This is a genomic window from Frondihabitans sp. GW821-FHT04F02 (genome assembly GCF_059420045.1).
Genome location: NZ_JBWKSZ010000003.1, coordinates 57,075 through 75,393 on the forward strand (window position 1 = coordinate 57,075; position 18,319 = coordinate 75,393).

General features: G+C 70.1%; 14 protein-coding genes and 1 riboswitch. Of the genes, 6 read left to right on the plus strand and 8 right to left on the minus strand.

Annotated elements, in window-relative coordinates; translation table 11 throughout:
- Positions 1–2: 2 nt before the first annotated feature.
- Positions 3–635, minus strand: a complete 633-nt coding sequence (locus AC07TY_RS08915; RefSeq protein ID WP_488625823.1) for an ECF transporter S component — start codon at positions 633–635, stop codon at positions 3–5.
- Positions 630–740: riboswitch (TPP riboswitch) on the minus strand. (Overlaps the previous gene by 6 nt.)
- Before the next feature lie 96 nt (positions 741–836).
- Here AC07TY_RS08915 and AC07TY_RS08920 point away from each other — a divergent pair.
- A complete protein-coding gene (locus AC07TY_RS08920) occupies positions 837–1,142 on the plus strand; it encodes a hypothetical protein (protein WP_494785091.1) in 306 nt (101 codons plus the stop codon).
- A 169-nt stretch (positions 1,143–1,311) separates the two neighbouring features.
- A complete protein-coding gene (locus AC07TY_RS08925) occupies positions 1,312–2,592 on the plus strand; it encodes a BPSS1187 family protein (protein ID WP_494785092.1) in 1,281 nt (426 codons plus the stop codon).
- Positions 2,593–2,599: 7 nt separating this feature from the next.
- On the opposite strand, the gene AC07TY_RS08930 is transcribed toward AC07TY_RS08925, so the two are convergent.
- Complete coding sequence (locus AC07TY_RS08930; protein WP_488625820.1) at positions 2,600–3,550, minus strand: NAD-dependent epimerase/dehydratase family protein; 951 nt, start codon at positions 3,548–3,550, stop codon at positions 2,600–2,602.
- Positions 3,551–3,685: 135 nt separating this feature from the next.
- Between AC07TY_RS08930 and glgX the strand changes: the two genes are divergently transcribed.
- The 3 genes from glgX to treZ are packed head-to-tail and all read left to right on the plus strand — an operon-like array spanning position 3,686 to position 9,905.
- Complete coding sequence (gene glgX / locus AC07TY_RS08935) at positions 3,686–5,803, plus strand: glycogen debranching protein GlgX (protein ID WP_123506118.1); 2,118 nt, start codon at positions 3,686–3,688, stop codon at positions 5,801–5,803.
- Complete coding sequence (gene treY, locus AC07TY_RS08940) at positions 5,800–8,151, plus strand: malto-oligosyltrehalose synthase (RefSeq protein ID WP_488625819.1); 2,352 nt, start codon at positions 5,800–5,802, stop codon at positions 8,149–8,151. The genes glgX and treY overlap by 4 nt, the downstream gene beginning before the upstream one ends.
- Positions 8,148–9,905 carry a malto-oligosyltrehalose trehalohydrolase gene (gene treZ / locus AC07TY_RS08945; RefSeq protein WP_494785093.1) on the plus strand — a complete coding sequence of 586 codons (1,758 nt, stop codon included), beginning with the start codon at positions 8,148–8,150 and terminating at the stop codon, positions 9,903–9,905. The genes treY and treZ overlap by 4 nt, the downstream gene beginning before the upstream one ends.
- A 115-nt stretch (positions 9,906–10,020) precedes the next feature.
- Here the strand turns inward: treZ and AC07TY_RS08950 are convergent, their stop codons facing one another.
- The 6 genes from AC07TY_RS08950 to AC07TY_RS08975 all read right to left on the minus strand — a co-directional run bounded on the left by AC07TY_RS08950 (position 10,021) and on the right by AC07TY_RS08975 (position 16,964).
- Positions 10,021–10,683: a lysophospholipid acyltransferase family protein gene (locus tag AC07TY_RS08950; RefSeq protein WP_494785094.1), complete on the minus strand. Its 663-nt coding sequence runs from the start codon at positions 10,681–10,683 to the stop codon at positions 10,021–10,023.
- Positions 10,684–10,709: 26 nt separating this feature from the next.
- Complete coding sequence (locus AC07TY_RS08955) at positions 10,710–11,360, minus strand: sortase domain-containing protein (RefSeq protein WP_494785095.1); 651 nt, start codon at positions 11,358–11,360, stop codon at positions 10,710–10,712.
- A gap of 1 nt (position 11,361) precedes the next feature.
- Positions 11,362–12,483, minus strand: a complete 1,122-nt coding sequence (locus AC07TY_RS08960) for a family 8 glycosyl hydrolase (RefSeq protein WP_494785096.1) — start codon at positions 12,481–12,483, stop codon at positions 11,362–11,364.
- 47 nt (positions 12,484–12,530) lie between these two features.
- The gene (locus AC07TY_RS08965) at positions 12,531–13,409 is read right to left on the minus strand and encodes a DUF4397 domain-containing protein (protein ID WP_494785097.1); all 879 of its coding nucleotides are present in this window, start codon (positions 13,407–13,409) and stop codon (positions 12,531–12,533) included.
- A gap of 61 nt (positions 13,410–13,470) precedes the next feature.
- Positions 13,471–15,456 (minus strand): ArnT family glycosyltransferase, encoded by a 1,986-nt coding sequence (locus AC07TY_RS08970; RefSeq protein WP_488625814.1) that lies wholly within the window; start codon positions 15,454–15,456, stop codon positions 13,471–13,473.
- Positions 15,453–16,964 carry a glycosyltransferase family 2 protein gene (locus tag AC07TY_RS08975; protein ID WP_494785098.1) on the minus strand — a complete coding sequence of 504 codons (1,512 nt, stop codon included), beginning with the start codon at positions 16,962–16,964 and terminating at the stop codon, positions 15,453–15,455. The genes AC07TY_RS08970 and AC07TY_RS08975 overlap by 4 nt, the downstream gene beginning before the upstream one ends.
- A gap of 234 nt (positions 16,965–17,198) precedes the next feature.
- Between AC07TY_RS08975 and AC07TY_RS08980 the strand changes: the two genes are divergently transcribed.
- The gene (locus tag AC07TY_RS08980; RefSeq protein WP_123506125.1) at positions 17,199–18,203 is read left to right on the plus strand and encodes an aldo/keto reductase family protein; all 1,005 of its coding nucleotides are present in this window, start codon (positions 17,199–17,201) and stop codon (positions 18,201–18,203) included.
- Positions 18,204–18,319: the final 116 nt, after the last annotated feature.

The window sequence follows — 18,319 nt, forward strand, 5'->3', positions numbered from 1 at the left end:
GGTCAGACCAGCTTCTTCGCCGACCGCCCGGACGCGAATCGCGACAGGGCGCCCGAGGCGGCGAGGCCGCGGACGGCGAGCCACGACAGGAGGCCGGCGAGCACGACGCCCGAGACGACGGCCGAGACGATGTAGACGACCTTGAACTCGGCGGCGAGCGCGGCGACGCTCGAGAAGTTGGTGTCGAGCAGGCCGGTCACGAGTCCCGCTCCAGCGCCGGCCAGGAGGGCGGTCCCGAGACGCCACGACTTGTACAGGAACAGCGCGAGGACGAGCTCGGCTCCGAGGCCCTCCAGGATGCCCCAGATGAGCGTCGAGAATCCCCACTGGGTGCCGACGAGCATCGAGACCACGGCGGCGACAATCTCGGTGTAGAGCGCCGCGCCGGGCTTCCGGATGACGAGCCCGCCGAGCACGCCGGCGAACAGCCAGCCGCCTGCGAGCAGACCGTCGAGCCCGGGCGAGAAGGCCAGGACGCCGCTGAGCGGAGTCCAGGCGAGGCCCCACGCCCAGAAGATGACGCCGGAGGCGACTCCGAGGACGCTGGCGACGACGATGTCGACGACCCGCCACCGGCGAGCGGGCTTCGTGGTCGTGGCAGTCGACGCCTCGCGAGTGCGTGCAGAAACAGACATGGTCAGATCTCCTCCCTGCGCCGGCATGATCCGGATCAGGTTCGACGGTCGAAGCGTGGATCGCTTCCTCTCAGCCCGGCTCACCGGACTCCCGTGTGTTGTGGCGCCCACTCTAGCGCGGCTCGCCACGCCGTGGTTCCTGAGATCGAATTTGAATGTAAGGTTCTGTACACACAACCCGAAACCGACCAGGAGAATCGAATGAATCGTCCCGCTACCGTTTTCGTCGCGGTATGTGCCGCCGCCCTCTGCGTAGCCGCCGCGTCCCCCGTCGTTGCCGATCCGAGCCCGCACTCCTCTGCGCCGTCGGCTGTCTCGACGCAGTCGATCGAAGGCGTGATGGTCAGGGGCCTCCCCAGCATGAGATCGCTGGCGCAGCTCGAGAACCATGTAGCCGCGAATTCGACGCAGATCACGGTGGACGCCCGCACCGGCGACCTTCTCGAAGTGGACGCCTCGGCTGCTTCCGGCGGATCGGCACCCGGGAATTTCGGGCAGATCTACTGATCCGGGAGGGTCGGCGGGGGCCGGTCGGCGTGGGCGCGTCCCCGGCGACGCGCCGAGACCGACGAGCACCCGCCGAAGCGACCGGGCCGGCGAGCGCCAGGCCCGGCCAGCGCGCGCCAGGCCGCACGCCGGCCATGGGGCGTCCACCTTGCTGTGTTAGCAATGGAGGATGAAGTCGGGGAGGGTGACGCGCGGTCTCGCTCTGCTCGCTGTCCTCGGCGTGGCGGGCCTGGTGCTCGTGTCGGTCGAGACCGGCTCCGACACTCGGCAGACCGCCGGCCACGCGCCGGGGCTTCCCGCGGGCCTGGCGATCGCGGGTCCGGCCACGCCCGACTTCCCGATGCCCGGCTCAGGCGGCCGCAAGGCGGGCGGCGTCACGGCCGCGGGGCCGGAGGGCGAGCCCACCGCGTCGACGACGGCTCCCCCGGCGGCATCGCGTGACCGGCAGAGCGACCGGTCGCAGGTGGCGACGGGCGGCGGATCGAGCAGCATCGCGGCGGGAGACGCAGGCCCGGCCGGCGATGCGCTGACCGTCAACCCGTACAGCTTCCGCCTCGGCCTGATCACCGGCACGGTGGTCGAGCCCGACGCCCGCAACTGGGCGGCGCGCTCGGTCGCGGACGGCCCGCTGCTGCTCTTCCTGCCCGCGACCGGCCACATCCCGAACGACTACCGCAGGTTCTTGACGACGGCGGCCGAGGCCGGCTACCACGTGCTCGGGCTCGACTACTTCAATCGCGGCAAGTCGGTCGCCACCACCTGCGGGGTCGACGCCCGGTGCTACACGATGGTGCAGCAGAACCGCTTCAACGGTAGCGCCCCCAACCACTTCAGCAAGATTGGCGCCGCCAACTCGGTGCTCGCGCGCCTCCGCGCGTCCCTCGCGTACCTGCAGAAGGCCGACCCGAACGGCGGCTGGGGCCAGTACAGCGACGACGGCTTCATCAAGTGGAAGAGCATCGTCGTCGCCGGCCACTCCCAGGGTGGCGGCGAGTCGGCGTACATCGCCCACCGTCACGACGTGAAGGGCCAGCTGACGTTCGCGTCTCCGATCATCACCGACGCCGACGCCAAGGCGTCGTGGCTCGACACCCGGAGCGCGACCCCTGCCAGCCGCATGTACGGGTTCGACTCGTGGGGCGACGCGTTCTACGGGCGAATCCTGAATTCCTGGCAGGAACTCGGCCTCGCCGGGCCCGTGGTTCGCTCGAGGGTGCCGGTCCCCGCCGCTTCCGATACCGGCGTGCACCGCCTCGTGACCACGCTCTACCTCGGCGACGGCCGCCTCTCGCACCTGCGGACCATCACCGACTCGACCCCGCTCGACGCCGACGGCACGCCCGTGTTCGAGCCGGTCTGGAAGTGGATGCTCGCGCGGCTGTACGTCGACCCGCAGAGCCCCGCGGCGGTCGAGGAGAAGGCCGAGAAGGCCGGCTCCCTCGCGAAGTGATGCCGCGTCAGGCCGGTTGCAGTTCCAGCTGTCCGTCCGCCCTCAGCCAGTCGAGCCCCTCCTGGATCGCCTGCAGCGACGTGTAGCGGGGTGCGTAGCCGAGCAGCCGCCGCGCCTTCTCGATCGAGACCGAGTGGCTCCGCCCGATGTGCTCGTGGCTCGCGTCGGCGTGCTCGGCCGTCGTCGTCGCGCGGAAGTCGCGGAACGGCAGGAAGGTGAGGTTCGGCTCGACGCCGTACCACCGGGCGATGCCGGTCGCGACGCCGCGGAGGGACATCGCTCGCTCCGAGACGACGTGGAACGACTCCCCGGTCGGCTGCCGCTCAGCCGCGAGCTGGAACGCCTGAGCGACGTCGTCGGCGTGGACGTGGTGGACGGTCTCGAGGCCGAAGTTCGGGATCGCTACCTCGCGGCCAGCGGCGAGGTCGTTCCAGACGCCGAGGTCGAGATTGCCCTGCGCGTTGATCATCGGCCAGCCCGGCCCGGTGATGTGACCCGGGTGCAGGACGGTCGAGCGGAGACCGCCCGGTCTGCGCGCCTCGGCGAGGAGGAGCTTCTCGATCGCGGCCTTGCCGACGCCGTAGGACCCGTAGGGCGTCCGCTCGGCGTCTTCGGTGATCGGGACCTCGAGGCTCGGCCCGTGCACCCAGATCGTTCCGCAGTGCACCAGGAACGCGCCGGTGCCGCGAAGGGCGTCGACCAGCTGCTGGGCCGACTCGGGCGTGAAGCAGACCATGTCGATGACGACGTCGGCACCCAGGTCGCGGATGGCGGTGGAGAAGCCGGGGTCGGCCTCGCGGTCGAGGACGATGCGCTCGACGCGGTTCCACGCCGGGTCCGACCGGTAGGGGGCGCTGACGCCCCGGCTGACGGCCACGACGTCGTGCCCGGCGAGCACCAGCCTCGGCACGAGATAGCCCCCGACGTGCCCCGTTGCTCCGATGACGACGATCTTCATGCCAGCTCCTTCGCGTGCGCCGCGAGCACGTCGCGACGGATGCGACGCGCGGGTGTCGCGGTCCGGAACCCGACCATACGCCCGGACAGGCACAGCCAACGCCCCTAGGCTGTAACGAGTCCTGACGGAGGTTCGATGATCACCTGGCCCGGCAACCCCTATCCCCTGGGTGCGACGTACGACGGCAGCGGTACCAATTTCGCGATCTACTCCGAAGCGGCAGATCTGGTGCAGCTGTGCCTGTTCGACGATCAGGGCGTCGAGACGCGCGTCGACCTCGTCGAGGTGGACGCCTACGTGTGGCACGCCTACCTGCCGAGCGTGCAGCCCGGCCAGGTCTACGGCTACCGCGTCCACGGCCAGTACGACCCCGCCACGGGGCACCGGGCCAACCCGAACAAGCTGCTCCTCGACCCGTACGCCAAGGCCACGGCCGGCGAGATCGACTGGGACGAGGCGCTGTTCGCGTACAACTTCGGCGCGCCCGATTCCCGGAACGACAAGGACAGCGCCCCGCACATGATGATGGGCGTCGTCATCAACCCGTACTTCGACTGGCAGGGCGACCGGCCGCCCAAGTACAGCTACGACGAGTCGGTCATCTACGAGGCGCACGTCAAGGGCCTGACGGAGACGCACCCCGGCATCCCCGAGCACGAGCGCGGCACCTACGCCGGCGTCGCGAACCCGGTGATCATCGAGCACCTGAAGAGCCTCGGCGTCACGGCGATCGAGCTGATGCCGGTGCACCAGTTCGTGCAAGACAACACGCTGCTCGAGAAGGGCCTCCGCAACTACTGGGGCTACAACACGATCGGCTTCTTCGCGCCGCACCAGCAGTACTCGTCCGTGCTCGACCACGGGCAGCAGGTGCAGGAGTTCAAGACGATGGTCCGCGTGCTCCACGACGCGGGCATCGAGGTCATCATCGACGTCGTCTACAACCACACGGCCGAAGGCAACCACCTGGGCCCGACGCTGTCGTTCAAGGGCATCGACAACGCCGCCTACTACCGGCTCGTCGAAGACGACCAGCAGTACTACATGGACTACACGGGCACCGGCAACAGCCTCAACGTCCGTCACCCGCACTCGCTCCAGCTGATCATGGACTCCCTCCGCTACTGGGTCACCGAGATGCACGTCGACGGCTTCCGCTTCGACCTCGCGGCGGCTCTCGCACGCGAGTTCTACGAGGTCGACCGGCTCTCGACCTTCTTCGAGCTCGTGCAGCAGGATCCGATCGTGTCGCAGGTCAAGCTCATCGCCGAGCCGTGGGACGTCGGGCCCGGCGGCTACCAGGTCGGCAACTTCCCGCCGCAGTGGACCGAGTGGAACGGCAAGTACCGCGACACCGTGCGCGACTTCTGGCGGGGTGAGCCGGCGACGCTCGGCGAGTTCGCCTCTCGCATCACAGGATCAGCAGACCTCTACCAGCGCGACGGCCGTCGCCCGATCGCGTCGATCAACTTCGTCACCGCGCACGACGGCTTCACGATGCGCGACCTGGTGTCGTACAACGAGAAGCGCAACGACGCCAACGGCGAGAACGGCAACGACGGCGAGAGCCACAACCGGTCGTGGAACTCCGGCGCGGAGGGCCCCACCAAAGACAAGAAGGTGGAGCAGCTGCGTCGCCAGCGCGTCCGCAACTTCCTCGCCACGCTGATGCTCAGCCAGGGCGTCCCGATGCTCGTCCACGGCGACGAGCTCGGCCGCACCCAGCTCGGCAACAACAACACGTACGCGCAGGACAACGAGCTCAGCTGGATCGACTGGGAGAACGCCGACGACGACCTCATCGCATTCACCACCAAGCTTGTCCACCTTCGCCGCGACCACCCGACGTTCCGCCGCCAGCGCTACTTCGACGGCCGATCGGTCCGCCGGGGTGAGGGCGATCCGCTGCCCGACATCGTCTGGCTGACGCCCGAGGGCGACGCCATGCAGCCCGAGGAGTGGGACTCCGGTTTCGGCCGCTCGATCGGGATGTTCCTGAACGGCAACGGCATCCACGGGCGCGACTCCCGCGGCGGCCGGATCACCGACGTGAACTTCCTGCTCTACTTCAACGCCCACGACGACACAGTGACGTTCACCGTCCCGACGGACGAGTACGCCGATAAATGGGAGGTCGTCATCGACACCGTTCTGCCCAAGCGACCCGCCACGCCCGTGAAGCCCGGCGACAGCTTGCCTGTCGCCGGCCGCTCGATGGTGGTCCTCCGCGCGATCGAGCAGGTCGCCCGATGACCCGCGAGCACGGGCCGCTCTCCACGTACCGGCTCCAGATCCGCGCGTCGTTCGACCTGACCGCCGCGGCCGACGTGACGCAGTACCTCCGCGACCTCGGCGTCGACTGGGTCTACCTGTCGCCCGTGCTCGAAGCCGAGAAGGGCAGCGACCACGGGTACGACGTCGTCGACCACTCGCGCATCGACCCCGCCCGCGGCGGCGAGGTCGGCCTCCACTCGCTGGCCGACCGCGCGCACCTCTTTGGGCTCGGCGTGCTCATCGACATCGTGCCGAACCACATGGGAGTCGCCTCGCCGGCGACGAACTCGTGGTGGTGGGACCTCTTGAAGCACGGCACCGACTCGCGCTACGCGACCGCCTTCGACGTCGACTGGGCGGCGGGCGGCGGCAAGGTGCTCATACCGGTCCTCGGCGACGGCGGCGACGACCGCCTCGACGACCTCAGGATCGAGGGCGACGAGCTCCGCTACTTCGACAACCGCTACCCGCTGGCGCCCGGCACCTTCTCGGAGGGCGACTCCCCCGTCGACGTCCACGCTCGCCAGAACTACGAGCTCGTGTACTGGAAGCGCGCCGACTCCGACCTGAACTACCGGCGCTTCTTCGCCGTCAACACCCTCGCCGGCATCCGCGTCGAGGAGCCCTGGGTATTCGACGAGTCGCACGCCGAGATCGGCCGCTGGTTCCGCGACGGGATCGCCGACGGCCTCCGGGTCGACCACCCGGACGGCCTCGCCGACCCCGCGGGCTACCTCGACCGTCTGCGCGAGCTGACCGGCGGCGCGCACGTGCTCGTCGAGAAGATCCTCGAGGGTCCGGAGGAGCTGCCTCACGACTGGGCCACGGCCGGCACGACGGGCTACGACGCGCTCGGCGAGTTCGACCGCGTGCTGGTCGACCCCGACGGCGCCGCCGCGCTGGGCGCGCTCGACGCGTCCGTCCGTGACGGCAGCCAGCCCGTCGACTGGCACGACATGATCCTGGGCACGAAGCTCGGGATCGCCGACGGGATCCTCGGGAGCGAGATCAACCGGCTGGCGCGGATGCTCGCGCCCGATGGCGGCGCGCCGGTTCCTGCGACCGTCGAAGCTCTGGCCGAGCTCGCCGCCGCCTTCCCCGTGTACCGCAGCTATCTGCCGCAGGGCGGCGAGCAGCTCGCCGAAGCCGCGGCCATCGCAGAGCGGGCCCGCCCCGACCTCACCGACGCGATCGCCGACGTCGTGGCCCGTCTGGGCGACCCGAGCGACCCCGCCGCCGTGCGCTTCCAGCAGACGAGCGGCATGGTGATGGCCAAGGGCGTCGAAGACACGGCCTTCTACCGCTACAGCCGCCTGGTGTCGTTGAACGAGGTGGGTGCCGAGCCGAACGTCTTCGCGCTCTCGCAGGCCGAGTTCCACCAGCGGCAGCAGAAGCGGCTCGCGACGTACCCGCACGCCATGACGACCCTGTCGACGCACGACACCAAGCGGTCGGCGGATGTCCGTGCCCGCATCAGCGTGCTGTCGGAAGTCGCCGTCGAGTGGGCGGCCGCGCTCGGACGCCTTCGCGAACTGGCGCCGCTCGGCGACGGGCCGTTCGAGAACCTCCTCTGGCAGAGCATCGTCGGGGTCTGGCCCGCGTCGCGCGAACGACTTCACGACTACGCCGAGAAGGCGTCGCGGGAGGCCGGCACCTCGACCGCCTGGACCGACCAGAACGCCGAGTTCGAAGAGAAGATGCATGCCCTCGTCGACTCGTGCTTCGACGACGAGCGCGTCGAGGCCGAGCTGCACCGCGTCGTCGATCTCGTGCGCGATGCCGGCTGGAGCAACTCGCTGAGCCTCCAGCTGCTGCAGCTCACCGGCCCGGGAGCCCCCGACGTCTACCAGGGCTGCGAGCTGTGGGACTACTCGCTCGTCGACCCCGACAACCGCCGCGCCGTCGACTTCGACCTGCGCCGCCTGTACCTCGCGGCGATCAACGAGGGCGAGACGCCGGCTGTCGACGAGAGCGGCGCCGCCAAGCTGCTCGTCACGCACCGCGCGCTCACGCTGCGCCGCGACCGGTCCGAGCTGTTCGAGCGGTACGCGCCGCTGCCCGTGTTCGGCGAGGCGGCCTCCTCGGCCGTCGCCGTCGATCGCGGCGGGGCCATCGCCGTCGCCACGAGGCTCCCGGTCGGGCTCGCCGAATCGGGCGGCTGGCGCGACACCGTGCTGCACCTCTCGGGCGGCGACCGCATCGACGTGCTCACCGGCCGTCGGCACTCGGGCTCGCGCCTGCGGCTCGCCGATGTGCTCTCCACGTACCCGGTGGCGCTGCTGATCCCTGCTCCCGACGACTCATCCACCCCCGACTCCGAGGTATGACCGTGGCTCTCTACGACGTCTGGGCCCCGCTGCCAGCGCGCGTCCGACTCCAGCTCGACGGCGAGGTCTACGACCTCGCCCAGGACGACGAGGGATGGTGGCGCGCCCCGGCCGGCCTCGACCGCGCAGCGGGACGCCGCTACGGGTTCCTGCTCGACGACCAGACCACGCCGATTCCGGATCCGCGCTCCTTGCGCCAGCCCGACGGCGTGCACGGCCTGAGCGAGACCTACGACCCGGCGGCCTTCGCGTGGACCGACGACGAGTGGACCTCGCGACCGCTCGCCGGCGCCGTGATCTACGAGCTCCACATCGGCACCTTCACGCCGACCGGCACTCTCGACTCGGCGATCGACCGCCTCGACCATCTCGTCGACCTCGGCGTCGACTTCGTCGAGCTGCTGCCGGTCAATGCGTTCAACGGCACGCACAACTGGGGCTACGACGGCGTCGACTGGTTCGCCGTCACCGAGAACTACGGCGGCCCCGAGGCCTACCAGCGCTTCGTCGACGCCGCTCACGACCGCGGACTCGGAGTCATCCAGGACGTCGTCTACAACCACCTCGGCCCGAGCGGCAACTACCTGCCGCAGCTCGGTCCGTACCTCACCGACAAGCACGCCTCGACCTGGGGCACCGGCGTCAATCTCGACGACACGGGGTCGCACGAGGTGCGCTCGTTCATCTCGGACAACACCGCCCTGTGGCTCGCCGACTACCACGTCGACGGTCTCCGACTCGATGCCGTTCACGCCCTGGTCGACGACTCGCCGGTGCACCTGCTCGAGGAGATCGGCATCCGCGCCGCCCGCCTCTCCGCCCACGTCGGCCGCCCGAAGTGGCTCATCGCCGAGAGCGACAAGAACGACGTGTCGCTCGTCGCTCCCCGCGAGGCGGCCGGTCGCGGAGGCTCGGCCTTCGGCCTCGACGCGCAGTGGAGCGACGACTTCCACCACTCGGTGCACGTGGCGCTGACCGGCGAGATCTCGGGCTACTACGCCGACTTCGAGCACCTCGGCGCCCTGGCCAAGGTGCTCACGCGCGGGTTCTTCCACGACGGCACCTGGTCGTCGTTCCGCGACGCGTACCACGGCCGACCGATCGACACCGAGCGCATGCCCGGCTGGCGCCTCGTGGTCGCGAACCAGAACCACGATCAGATCGGCAACCGCGCCATCGGCGACCGCCTGGCCGCGACGCTCGATGACGGCCAGCTGATCATCGCCGCGGCCCTGACGCTGACCGCGCCGTTCACCCCGATGCTCTTCATGGGCGAGGAGTGGGCGGCCTCGACGCCGTGGCAGTTCTTCACGTCGCACCCCGAGCACGATCTCGGCGAGGCCACCGCGAAAGGCCGCATCGCCGAGTTCGCCCGCATGGGCTGGGACGAGTCCGCCGTGCCCGACCCGCAGGAGCAGTCGACGTTCGCCGACTCGAAGCTCGACTGGACCGAGGTCGAGTCGGGCCGCCATGCGGTCGTTCTCGAGGCCTACCGCGCCCTCCTGGCGCTGCGGCGGGCCGAGCCCGAGCTGACCGACCCATCGCTCGGCGGCTCCACGCTGTCGGTCGACTTCGACGAGAAGGCCCGCTGGCTGGTCATCACGCGCGGCAGCCTCCGTGTGGCGGTGAACTTCGCGCAGGAACTCCGCGAGCTCCCGATCCGCTCCGAGCAGGTGCTCTTCGCCAGCTCGGCCGCCGTCGAGCCCGGCCGGTCGCTCGCGCTGCCGCCGCACTCGGTCGCCGTCGTGCGCTGAGCGGCGCGCCGCCCGCGCCGCCCTGCGCCCATGCTCCTCGACCCGTCGAGGCTGCGCCCATGCTCCTCGACCAGTCGAGGCTGCGCCTATGCTCCTCGACCCGTCGAGGCTGCGCCTATGCTCCTCGACCCGTCGAGTACGAATCGACGTACTCCTGCGGCGTCAGCGCCGCGATCGCGGCCATCACCTCGTCGGTGACCGCACGCAGCCGCGTCGCGTCGTAGTCGCCCTCGACCTTCTCGAAGTGGATCGGCTCGCCGAAGACGACCGTGACTCGCGCGCGCCTCGGCAGCTTCGAGCCCTTCACCATCACCTGGTCGCTCCCCTGGATGCCGAACGGCACGATCGGCACGCCCGACGACAGCACCATCCGCGCCACCCCGGTGCGGCCCCGGTGCAGGCTGCCGTCACGGCTCCGGGAACCCTCGGGGTAGATGCCGAGGGCGCCGCCGGAGGCGAGGACCCCGAGGCCGGTCTGGAGCGCGGCCTTGGCGGCCGAGCCGCCCGCCCGGTCGATGGGGAGCTGGCCGATCTGCGTCAGGAACCAGCCGAGCAGTCGCCCGCCGAACCCGGTCTTCGTGAAGTAGTCGCTGGCTGTCAGGTAGGTCATCGGCCGGAGCACGACGGCCGGCACGAACACCGAGTCGATGAAGGCGATGTGGTTGCCGGCGAGGATCACTCCCCCGCGCTTCGGGATGTTCGGGAGGCCGCTCACCCTCACCCGGAAGAACGCGAACATGACGGGCCGGACGACGAAGAAGCGCAGGAAGCGGTACACGCCAGCAACTGTAGAGGGCCGGGCGGCTAGGCCGTCGTCGACACCAGGTCGGCGAACACGATCGTGTTCTGGTCGTAGTGCCCGATCGAGGCGTCGAAGGTACCGCCGCACGTGATGAGGCGCAGCTGCGGCGTCGGCGACGTGCCGTAGACGTCGCTGGTCGGGAACTCCGACTTGAGCGCGTCGCGGCTTCCGGTCACGCTCCACGTCTGGACGGCGCCCGACGAGAGCGTCACCTTGACGGTGTCGCCGGCGGCGAGCTGCGCCAGGTGCAGGAAGACACCGGGCCCGGTCGTCGAGTCGATGTGACCGGCGATGATGGCTGGTCCGACAGCCCCGGGCACGACGCCCTTGGCGTACCAGCCGGCGTCGGTCGCGTTGGTGGGCGGGTCGAGCTCCCCCTGGGCGCCGATCGCGAGGTCTTGCATTCCCGCTGACACGCCGAGCTTCGCGATGGCGATCTTCGTCGGCACCACGCCCGCCGCCGGAGCACTCGAGAGCGAGCTCTCGTCCGGGTCCTGGAGGCGTCCCGCGGCTCCGGGGCCGGGGGTCGGCGTCGAGGTGGCGGTCGCGGTGGGCGCCGCCTCGGTGGTCGCGCCGGTCGAGCAGGCCGCGAGGCCCGCGACGACCAGGGCGGCCGCGGCGAGCGTGGCGCTCGCGCGTGCAGGGAGTCTCATGTCATTCGCCTTTCAAGAGGGGGCACGAGCCCATGGCGTCCGTCTGCAGCGACAGCGCTCCGAGGGCGTCCCACGCGGCGCCGTAGTAGGTCGGCGTCGACTGCGCGAGCCGGTCGGCCGCCGCGAGGTCGGCCTGCGCGCCGGCGCGGTCCGACCCGCTCGCGCGAGCGGCCGCACGGGCCACGTAGCCGAGCGGGCTCTGGTCGCTGTTGAGGGCCGTCCCGCCGAGGTCGAGCTGCATGGGCAGGGGGTCCTTGTCGGCGAGCGGTCCCGCCAGGCGGGCAGCGATCGCAGTGTCGGCGGGCTGGCACGACTGAGCGAACCGGATGGCCACGCGGCCGGCGTCGTAGCCGTACTGCACGGTCCCGGACGAGCCCGTGGGGCCGGGAAGCGGAGTGACCGAGCCGTCGGCGGCGACCTGCGACCAGTCGCTGGGGAGGGCGCTCGAATCGAGGATCTTCGTGGTGACCGTGCGAGTTCCTGCGAGCAGCTGAGACCAGCGGTCGTCTCCAGTGGCCTTCGCGAGCGCCTGGAAGCTCGACGGTGCGGCGTACGAGGCGTTGTACGACCAGGGGCCGTCGCCCTGCGCCCAGGGGCCCGGGAGCAGGATGCGCCCGTCGGGCGTCTGCACCGTCAGGTCGTCGATGATGTGACCGGCGAGCGTCTCTCCTGCGGTCGTCCACGAGGGGCGGTCGAAGGTGGCGCCCGCCATGACGAGCGCGTGCGCCATGTCGACGTCGGCGTCCGACGCGGGCATCGGGTCGACGACGGCGCCGTCCTTCCACTGCCACGCCATGAGCCCGTCCGATCGCTGGAGGTTCGTCTTCGTCCACGTCCAGATCGACGCGAACGACTTCTCGTCGCCGAGAGCGGCCGCGACGAGCATGCCGTAGGCCTGCCCCTCGCTGACCGTGTCGTCGCCCTGGTCGCGGCGCACGACGCGACCGGCATCGTCTCCGCCCTGCTGCACGTAGTCGGCGAGGAACGCCGTGCCGATCTCGGTGGCACTCCGCGCAGGAACTGCGGAGCCGGAAGAACCCGGCGTCGAGGCCGCCTCCGGCGCCGGCGCACCGCCTCCCGGCAGCACGCCGGTCGCGAAGGCCGCCACCGTCGCCGTCGCCACCAGCGCCGCCGCGATGCCGACGGCGAGCAGGACCTTGCGCGCGGGGGCTACGGCGCGACCGCCTCGAACGGGAGGGCGGTCGGGATCAGCTCGGGGTGCGTGGCCTCGTAGCCGCCGCCGGTCTGGACGCCGCCCTTCGGGGTGGTGGTGGTCGCGGCGCTGTCGACGACGGGCACGATCGTGATGCCGTTCGAGGCGTTGTCGAGCACGAACAGCGTGTTGATGCTGCCCGAGGCGAGCTTCAGCGTCTTCGTGGCCTCGGCCTTCTTGTCACGGCCGTCCAGGTCGAGCTTCCACGTGCCGGCGCCGACGGAGGCGTAGCCTGAGGCGCTGCCGAACGCGGCGTCCTCGGCAATCGCCGTGCCCGTGCTGGTGGCGACGCTGACGGTCTTCGACACCGTGGCCGCCTGAACGAGACGCACGCGAGCCTTGTCGGCCGCCGGCTTCGTCAGGTCGTCCTGGAAGACGTTCGTCTGCAGGTCGTCGTTGGTGCCGTACGCGACGACGGTGATCGGCTTGTCGGTCGCGACCGTGATCGACGCGCTGATGACCGGCTTGGCCGACTTCGGGGCGTCCGACGCGGTCATCGCGACGGTGTAGCGGCCGGTCGGGAGCTGCTTGTAGGGGCTGACCTGGCCGTACTTGACGCCGTCGAGCTCGTAGACGGTCTGGCCTCCGGCGAACGCCGTGAGGCGCACGTCGACGGCCTTGGTGTCGGGCGAGAGGTGCCCGACGCGCACCCAGCCCTTGCCGGCGGCGGGGGCGGCGTCGGCGGACGAGCCGCCGAACAGGGCGGAGCCCAGGGCGAGGGCTGCGGCGACGAACAGGGCGAGGACGATCGCGACGCGCTGGAGGCGGACGAGGCGCTTGGCCTCGTCTCGGGGCGCGCTCTTCGGCGAGCGGGAGGAGTGGATCAGGGTTGCCATGGCGGAACCTTTCTCGGGTGTGGTGCGGTGGTGCGGGTGGAATCCCGGTAGCGGCTGAGGGTCAGCCCAGGAGACCGGAGGGTTCGATCGCCGGGAACACGACCGTGGTGCCGCCGCTGGTCTGGGTGACCGTCGACGGGGCGTACTTGGAGCCGACCGAGGTCAGCCAGGTCTTGAGCTCGGCCGGCGTGCCGGCCCCGCTCGAGGTGATGACGAGGCTGCGGAAGTCCAGCCCCTCCTCGCCGGGCAGCGGGACGAGCGTCTTCATGTCGACCGGACCGGTCGCGAGCAGCTCGCTCAGGACTACCAGCGCCCGCGAGTCGAGCTGGCCGGCTTCGAGCTGCTTCTTGACCGCGTCCGAGCCCGTGAAGTTCGGGTTGGCGGCGATCTCCGTGCCGGCTGCGATCTGCGCCGCGTTCTCGGTCTCGGCCGTCTGCTTCGCGGCGGCCTCCCCCTGCGGGTGGATCTGGCGCACGTCGACCTGCTCCGTGCCCTCGCCGAAGGAGGCGACGACGGTGGAGTTCTTCAGGGCGTCCTGGACGTCGGGGCTGTTGGCCGCCGAGGTGCGGACCGAGTTGGTCGTGACGAGGTAGTCGCTGTCGCGCCAGCCGTTGGGCGACTGAGCCTCGACGGCGCCGTCGGTGTCGATCTTGTAGAACCAGATGACGTTGTCCTGGGCGAAGCCGTCCTTCACGAGGTCGACCCACATGGAGTCGTCGACGAGGAGGCGGGAGTCGTGCGGCACGTTGTCGTCGACCCACTGCTCGGCGCTCACCATCGGCTGGTCGAGGTCGGAGAGCAGGAAGCCTCGCAGCTGCACGGTCCAGAGCGGCACGAGGGCGGCGATGGCGACCGCGGACGCCACCAGCCAGGCGGTCGCGCCGATGCGCGTGAGCGAGGTCGTGACCGCCCCGGCACGGCGAGCGCGGTACGCCTTCACCGCGGTGTCGCCGACCGCGGCCACGAGGAGCGCGCCGAACGGCAGCAGCATGATGACGTAGGGCACCGGCACGTAGCTGTTCGGACGGAACATGACCGCCACGGCGAACAGGACGAGCACGGCGAACGGTCGCGTGCGACGGAGGAACAGGCCGACGATCGCCGACAGCAGCCCCATCACGATGAAGACCTGGTCGAGGATCCACCACTGGTTGACGACCTTGAAGAACAGGCTGCCGGTGTCGAGGATCGAGCCGCTCGAGTCGCGGGTGCCGAGCTGGAAGCTGAGGCCGGAGATCAGGCTGGTGTGGCCGGGCCCCGGGATGAGCTCGCCGCGGACGGCCGCGAACACGACGTACGCCAGGCCGACGAGGGCGAGGACGGCGCCGGAGGTCGCCAGCGTGTAGCGGCGCGTCGAGCGGTCGGAGTTCCTGATCATGACCCAGGCCAGGAAGGGCAGGGCGAGGAGGAACGTCTCTTTCGTCAGGACGGCGACACCGAAGGCGAAGGCCGACCCGATGAAGCCCGCGAGCTGGTTCTTGCGACTCAGAGCCAGGAGGAAGGCGAGGAGCAGCCACGGGACGGCCACATTGTCGAGGTACACGGTGCGGTGGAACTGCACGGCGAGCGGCGACAGCGCGAACACGGCGGTGGCGACGCCGGCTGCGGCACGGCTGAGCTTCAGACGGCGCGAGAGCAGCCAGATCAGGATCGCCGACACGAGCGTGAAGAACAGCATCGCCTCGCGGCCCGCCATGACCGCCTGGTCGTAGCGCGCGAACGCGTTCGTCAGGCCTGTGTAGCCGGCGATCTGGATCCAGCCGAGCGGCGGGTGGTCGTACCAGTACGTGTAATGCGTGAGCTCGCCGAGGTGGCCGATCGCCCACGCCTGGGCGGTGTACGTGCCCTCGTCGTCGATCCGCTGCGGGGAGCCCGCCATGTTGAGGCGCTGCACCACGCCGCCGATCGCCAGGATCGGCAGCAGCACGAGAAGGGAGGCCGCGTGGCGGCGAAGCCAGCCGCCGGCGCGCGACGGCGGCCGGACCTCGACGGGCGGGGTCTCGGGGCGGAGGGTGCGGACCGAAGGGCGTTCCTGCGTCGTCGTCATCGCTCGTCTCCTGACGCCATGGCGTAAGCGGGCTGGGGCTCGGCCGTGCGGCCTGCGCCGATGGGCGTGACGGTCGCACCCGTCTCGGTCGGCACGTCGGCGTCGCGGTGGGCGCCGGTGTGCTCGGTCTTCTCCCAGCCGTTCTGGCCGCGGAGCTGGCGGTAGACCGCGCGGACGGCTCCGAGGGCGAGGAACACCTGGTAGGGAATGAGACCCCAGATCAGGCGGAAGTAGTCGAGAGCGCGCACCTTCGTGCCGTACGTGCGGCCGAACTCGGCGAGTCCGGTGATCTCGACAGCCAGGAGCACCAGGGTCGGCGCGAGCGGGATGAACGAGATGAGCGCGACGCCGGTGGGCACCTTCACGGTCAGCATCAGGATGATCGACACCGGGATCAGGAGGCCGGTGACCGCCTGGATGAAGGGCATCGTCAGCAGGTAGCGGGCGTAGAAGCGCTGGCGGAAGGTGGGGAGCTTCTTCCACTCGCCCTTCCCGAGCACCTGCATGAAGCCCTGGTTCCACCGGGTGCGCTGCTTGAGGAGCGACGTGAACGAGCCTGGGGTCTCTTCTCGGGTGACGACCTCAGGCGTGTACGCCACGACGACGTTGGCTCCGGCGCTCGAGAGGCGCACGCCGAGCTCGCAGTCTTCCGCGAGGCAGCCGGCATCCCAGCCCTCGGACCAGTCGAGCCACTTCTTGGTCACGAAGACCGTGTTGCCGCCGAGCGGGATGAACTTCGACTTGGCGTGGAAGTGGAGGCGCGAGCGGAACCAGAAGTAGTACTCGAGCACGTTGCGGAGGCTCCACCACGACGACTGGAAGTTCATCAGCTGCACGCCGCCCTGGACGACGTCGGCGCCGGTCTCGGTGAACTTCGAGTCGACCAGGCTGAGCAGGCGCGGGTGCACCTCGTCTTCGGCGTCGAACACGCCGACGATCTCGCCCTTGGCGGTCTGGAGCGCCAGGTTGAGCGCCTTCGGCTTGTTCTTCGGCACCGAGTCGTCGACGATCACGCGGATCAGCTCGGGGTGGCGAGCGGCGGCCTCGCGGGCGACCCGCTCGGTGCCGGGGTCGTCGTGCCCGACGATCGCGATGATCTCGAAGCCCTGGTGGTCCTGCTGCGCGAGGCGGTCGAGGGTCTGGCCCATGACCTCCTCCTCGTGGCGGCCCGGAACGAGCAGCGTGAAGGTGTGCTCGGCCTTCAGCGGGTTCTCGCTGAAGGCGGTGCCCGACAGGTTGTCCTTCGAGCGCCAGGCGTGGAGCATCCACCAGAGAGTCGACACCGCGACCGCGGTCAGCAGGAGCGCCACGATCACCATGGCCGAGTAGCCGACCCACTCGAGAGGGGTCCAGGCCGGCAGATGGAAGCCGACGGCCGAGGGGTCGACGCCGGTGGAGGCGCCGCGGTTGGGGACGAACGAGCCGTCCTGAGGGGCCTGCGGGGTGAGCAGCGGTGCGGGGTCGCCGGCTGCCGCGAGGGTGGTGAGGCGTGTCGGATCAAAGGACACGGGCGTCACTCTCCTTCGGGTGGATTGTGAGTGGTGCTTCGGGTGTGCGGGGCGGGTCTGGGTCCCGGCCCCGGGCCACGTCACCTGTTCGGGGGACGCTCCTTGGGTATGCGACTCGTTCGGGGGCCACGGAGCAGGGGTTTGGTCGGGGTACGGCATTTTCTTGCGATTGCCAGAAACCGGACACGAGCTGTTCACATGCGGCCCGGGTCGACGCGCGCGTAGTTTGGGCCTATGGAATTCAGATACCTCGGCAACTCCGGCCTCAAGATCTCCGAGATCACCTACGGCAACTGGCTCACCCACGGCTCGCAGGTCGAGAACGACGCGGCGACCGCCTGCGTGCGCGCGGCGCTCGACGTCGGCATCTCGACGTTCGACACGGCCGACGCCTACGCGAACACCGCCGCCGAGAAGGTCCTGGGCGACGCTCTCCACGGCCAGCGCCGCGAGTCGCTCGAGATCTTCACGAAGGTCTACTGGCCGACCGGACCTCGCGGCCACAACGACACCGGACTCAGCCGCAAGCACATCCTCGAGTCGATCGACGGGTCGCTGAAGCGCCTCGGAACCGACTACGTCGACCTCTACCAGGCGCACCGCTACGACTCCGAGACGCCTCTCGAAGAGACGATGCAGGCGTTCGCCGACGTGGTTCGCCAGGGCAAGGCCCTCTACATCGGCGTCTCGGAGTGGACCGCGGCCCAGATCCAGGCCGGACACGAGCTCGCGCAGAAGCACGGCATCCAGCTCATCTCGAACCAGCCGCAGTACTCCCTGCTGTGGCGCGTCATCGAGTCGGAGGTCGTGCCGGCGTCGAAGCAGTACGGCCTCTCCCAGATCGTGTGGTCTCCCGTCGCGCAGGGCATCCTCTCGGGCAAGTACAAGCCGGGGCAGGAACTTCCTGCCGGCTCCCGCGCCACCGACGAGAAGGGCGGCGCCTCCGCGATGAAGCGCTTCCTCAACGACGACGTGCTGACCGCCGTGGCGGGGCTCGAGCCGATCGCGGCCGACCTCGGCATGACGATGGCCCAGCTCGCCATCGCCTGGGTGCTGCAGAACGACAACGTCGCGTCGGCCATCATCGGCGCCTCGCGGCCCGAGCAGGTCGTCGACAACGTCAAGGCCGCAGGCGTGAAGCTGCCCGCCGAGGTCCTCGCGAAGATCGACGCCGCGGTCGGATCGATCGCCGAGCGCGACCCCGCCAAGACCGTGTCGCCCGATCAGCGCCCCGCCTGAACCGGGTCGTCTTTTCTCTCTGTTCCGTTTCGCGTCACCGGGAATAGTCCGGCTATAGATACGATTGCATGTATTCGTGGGTCGGTGACATGACACCGACCGACGAGACCTCAGAC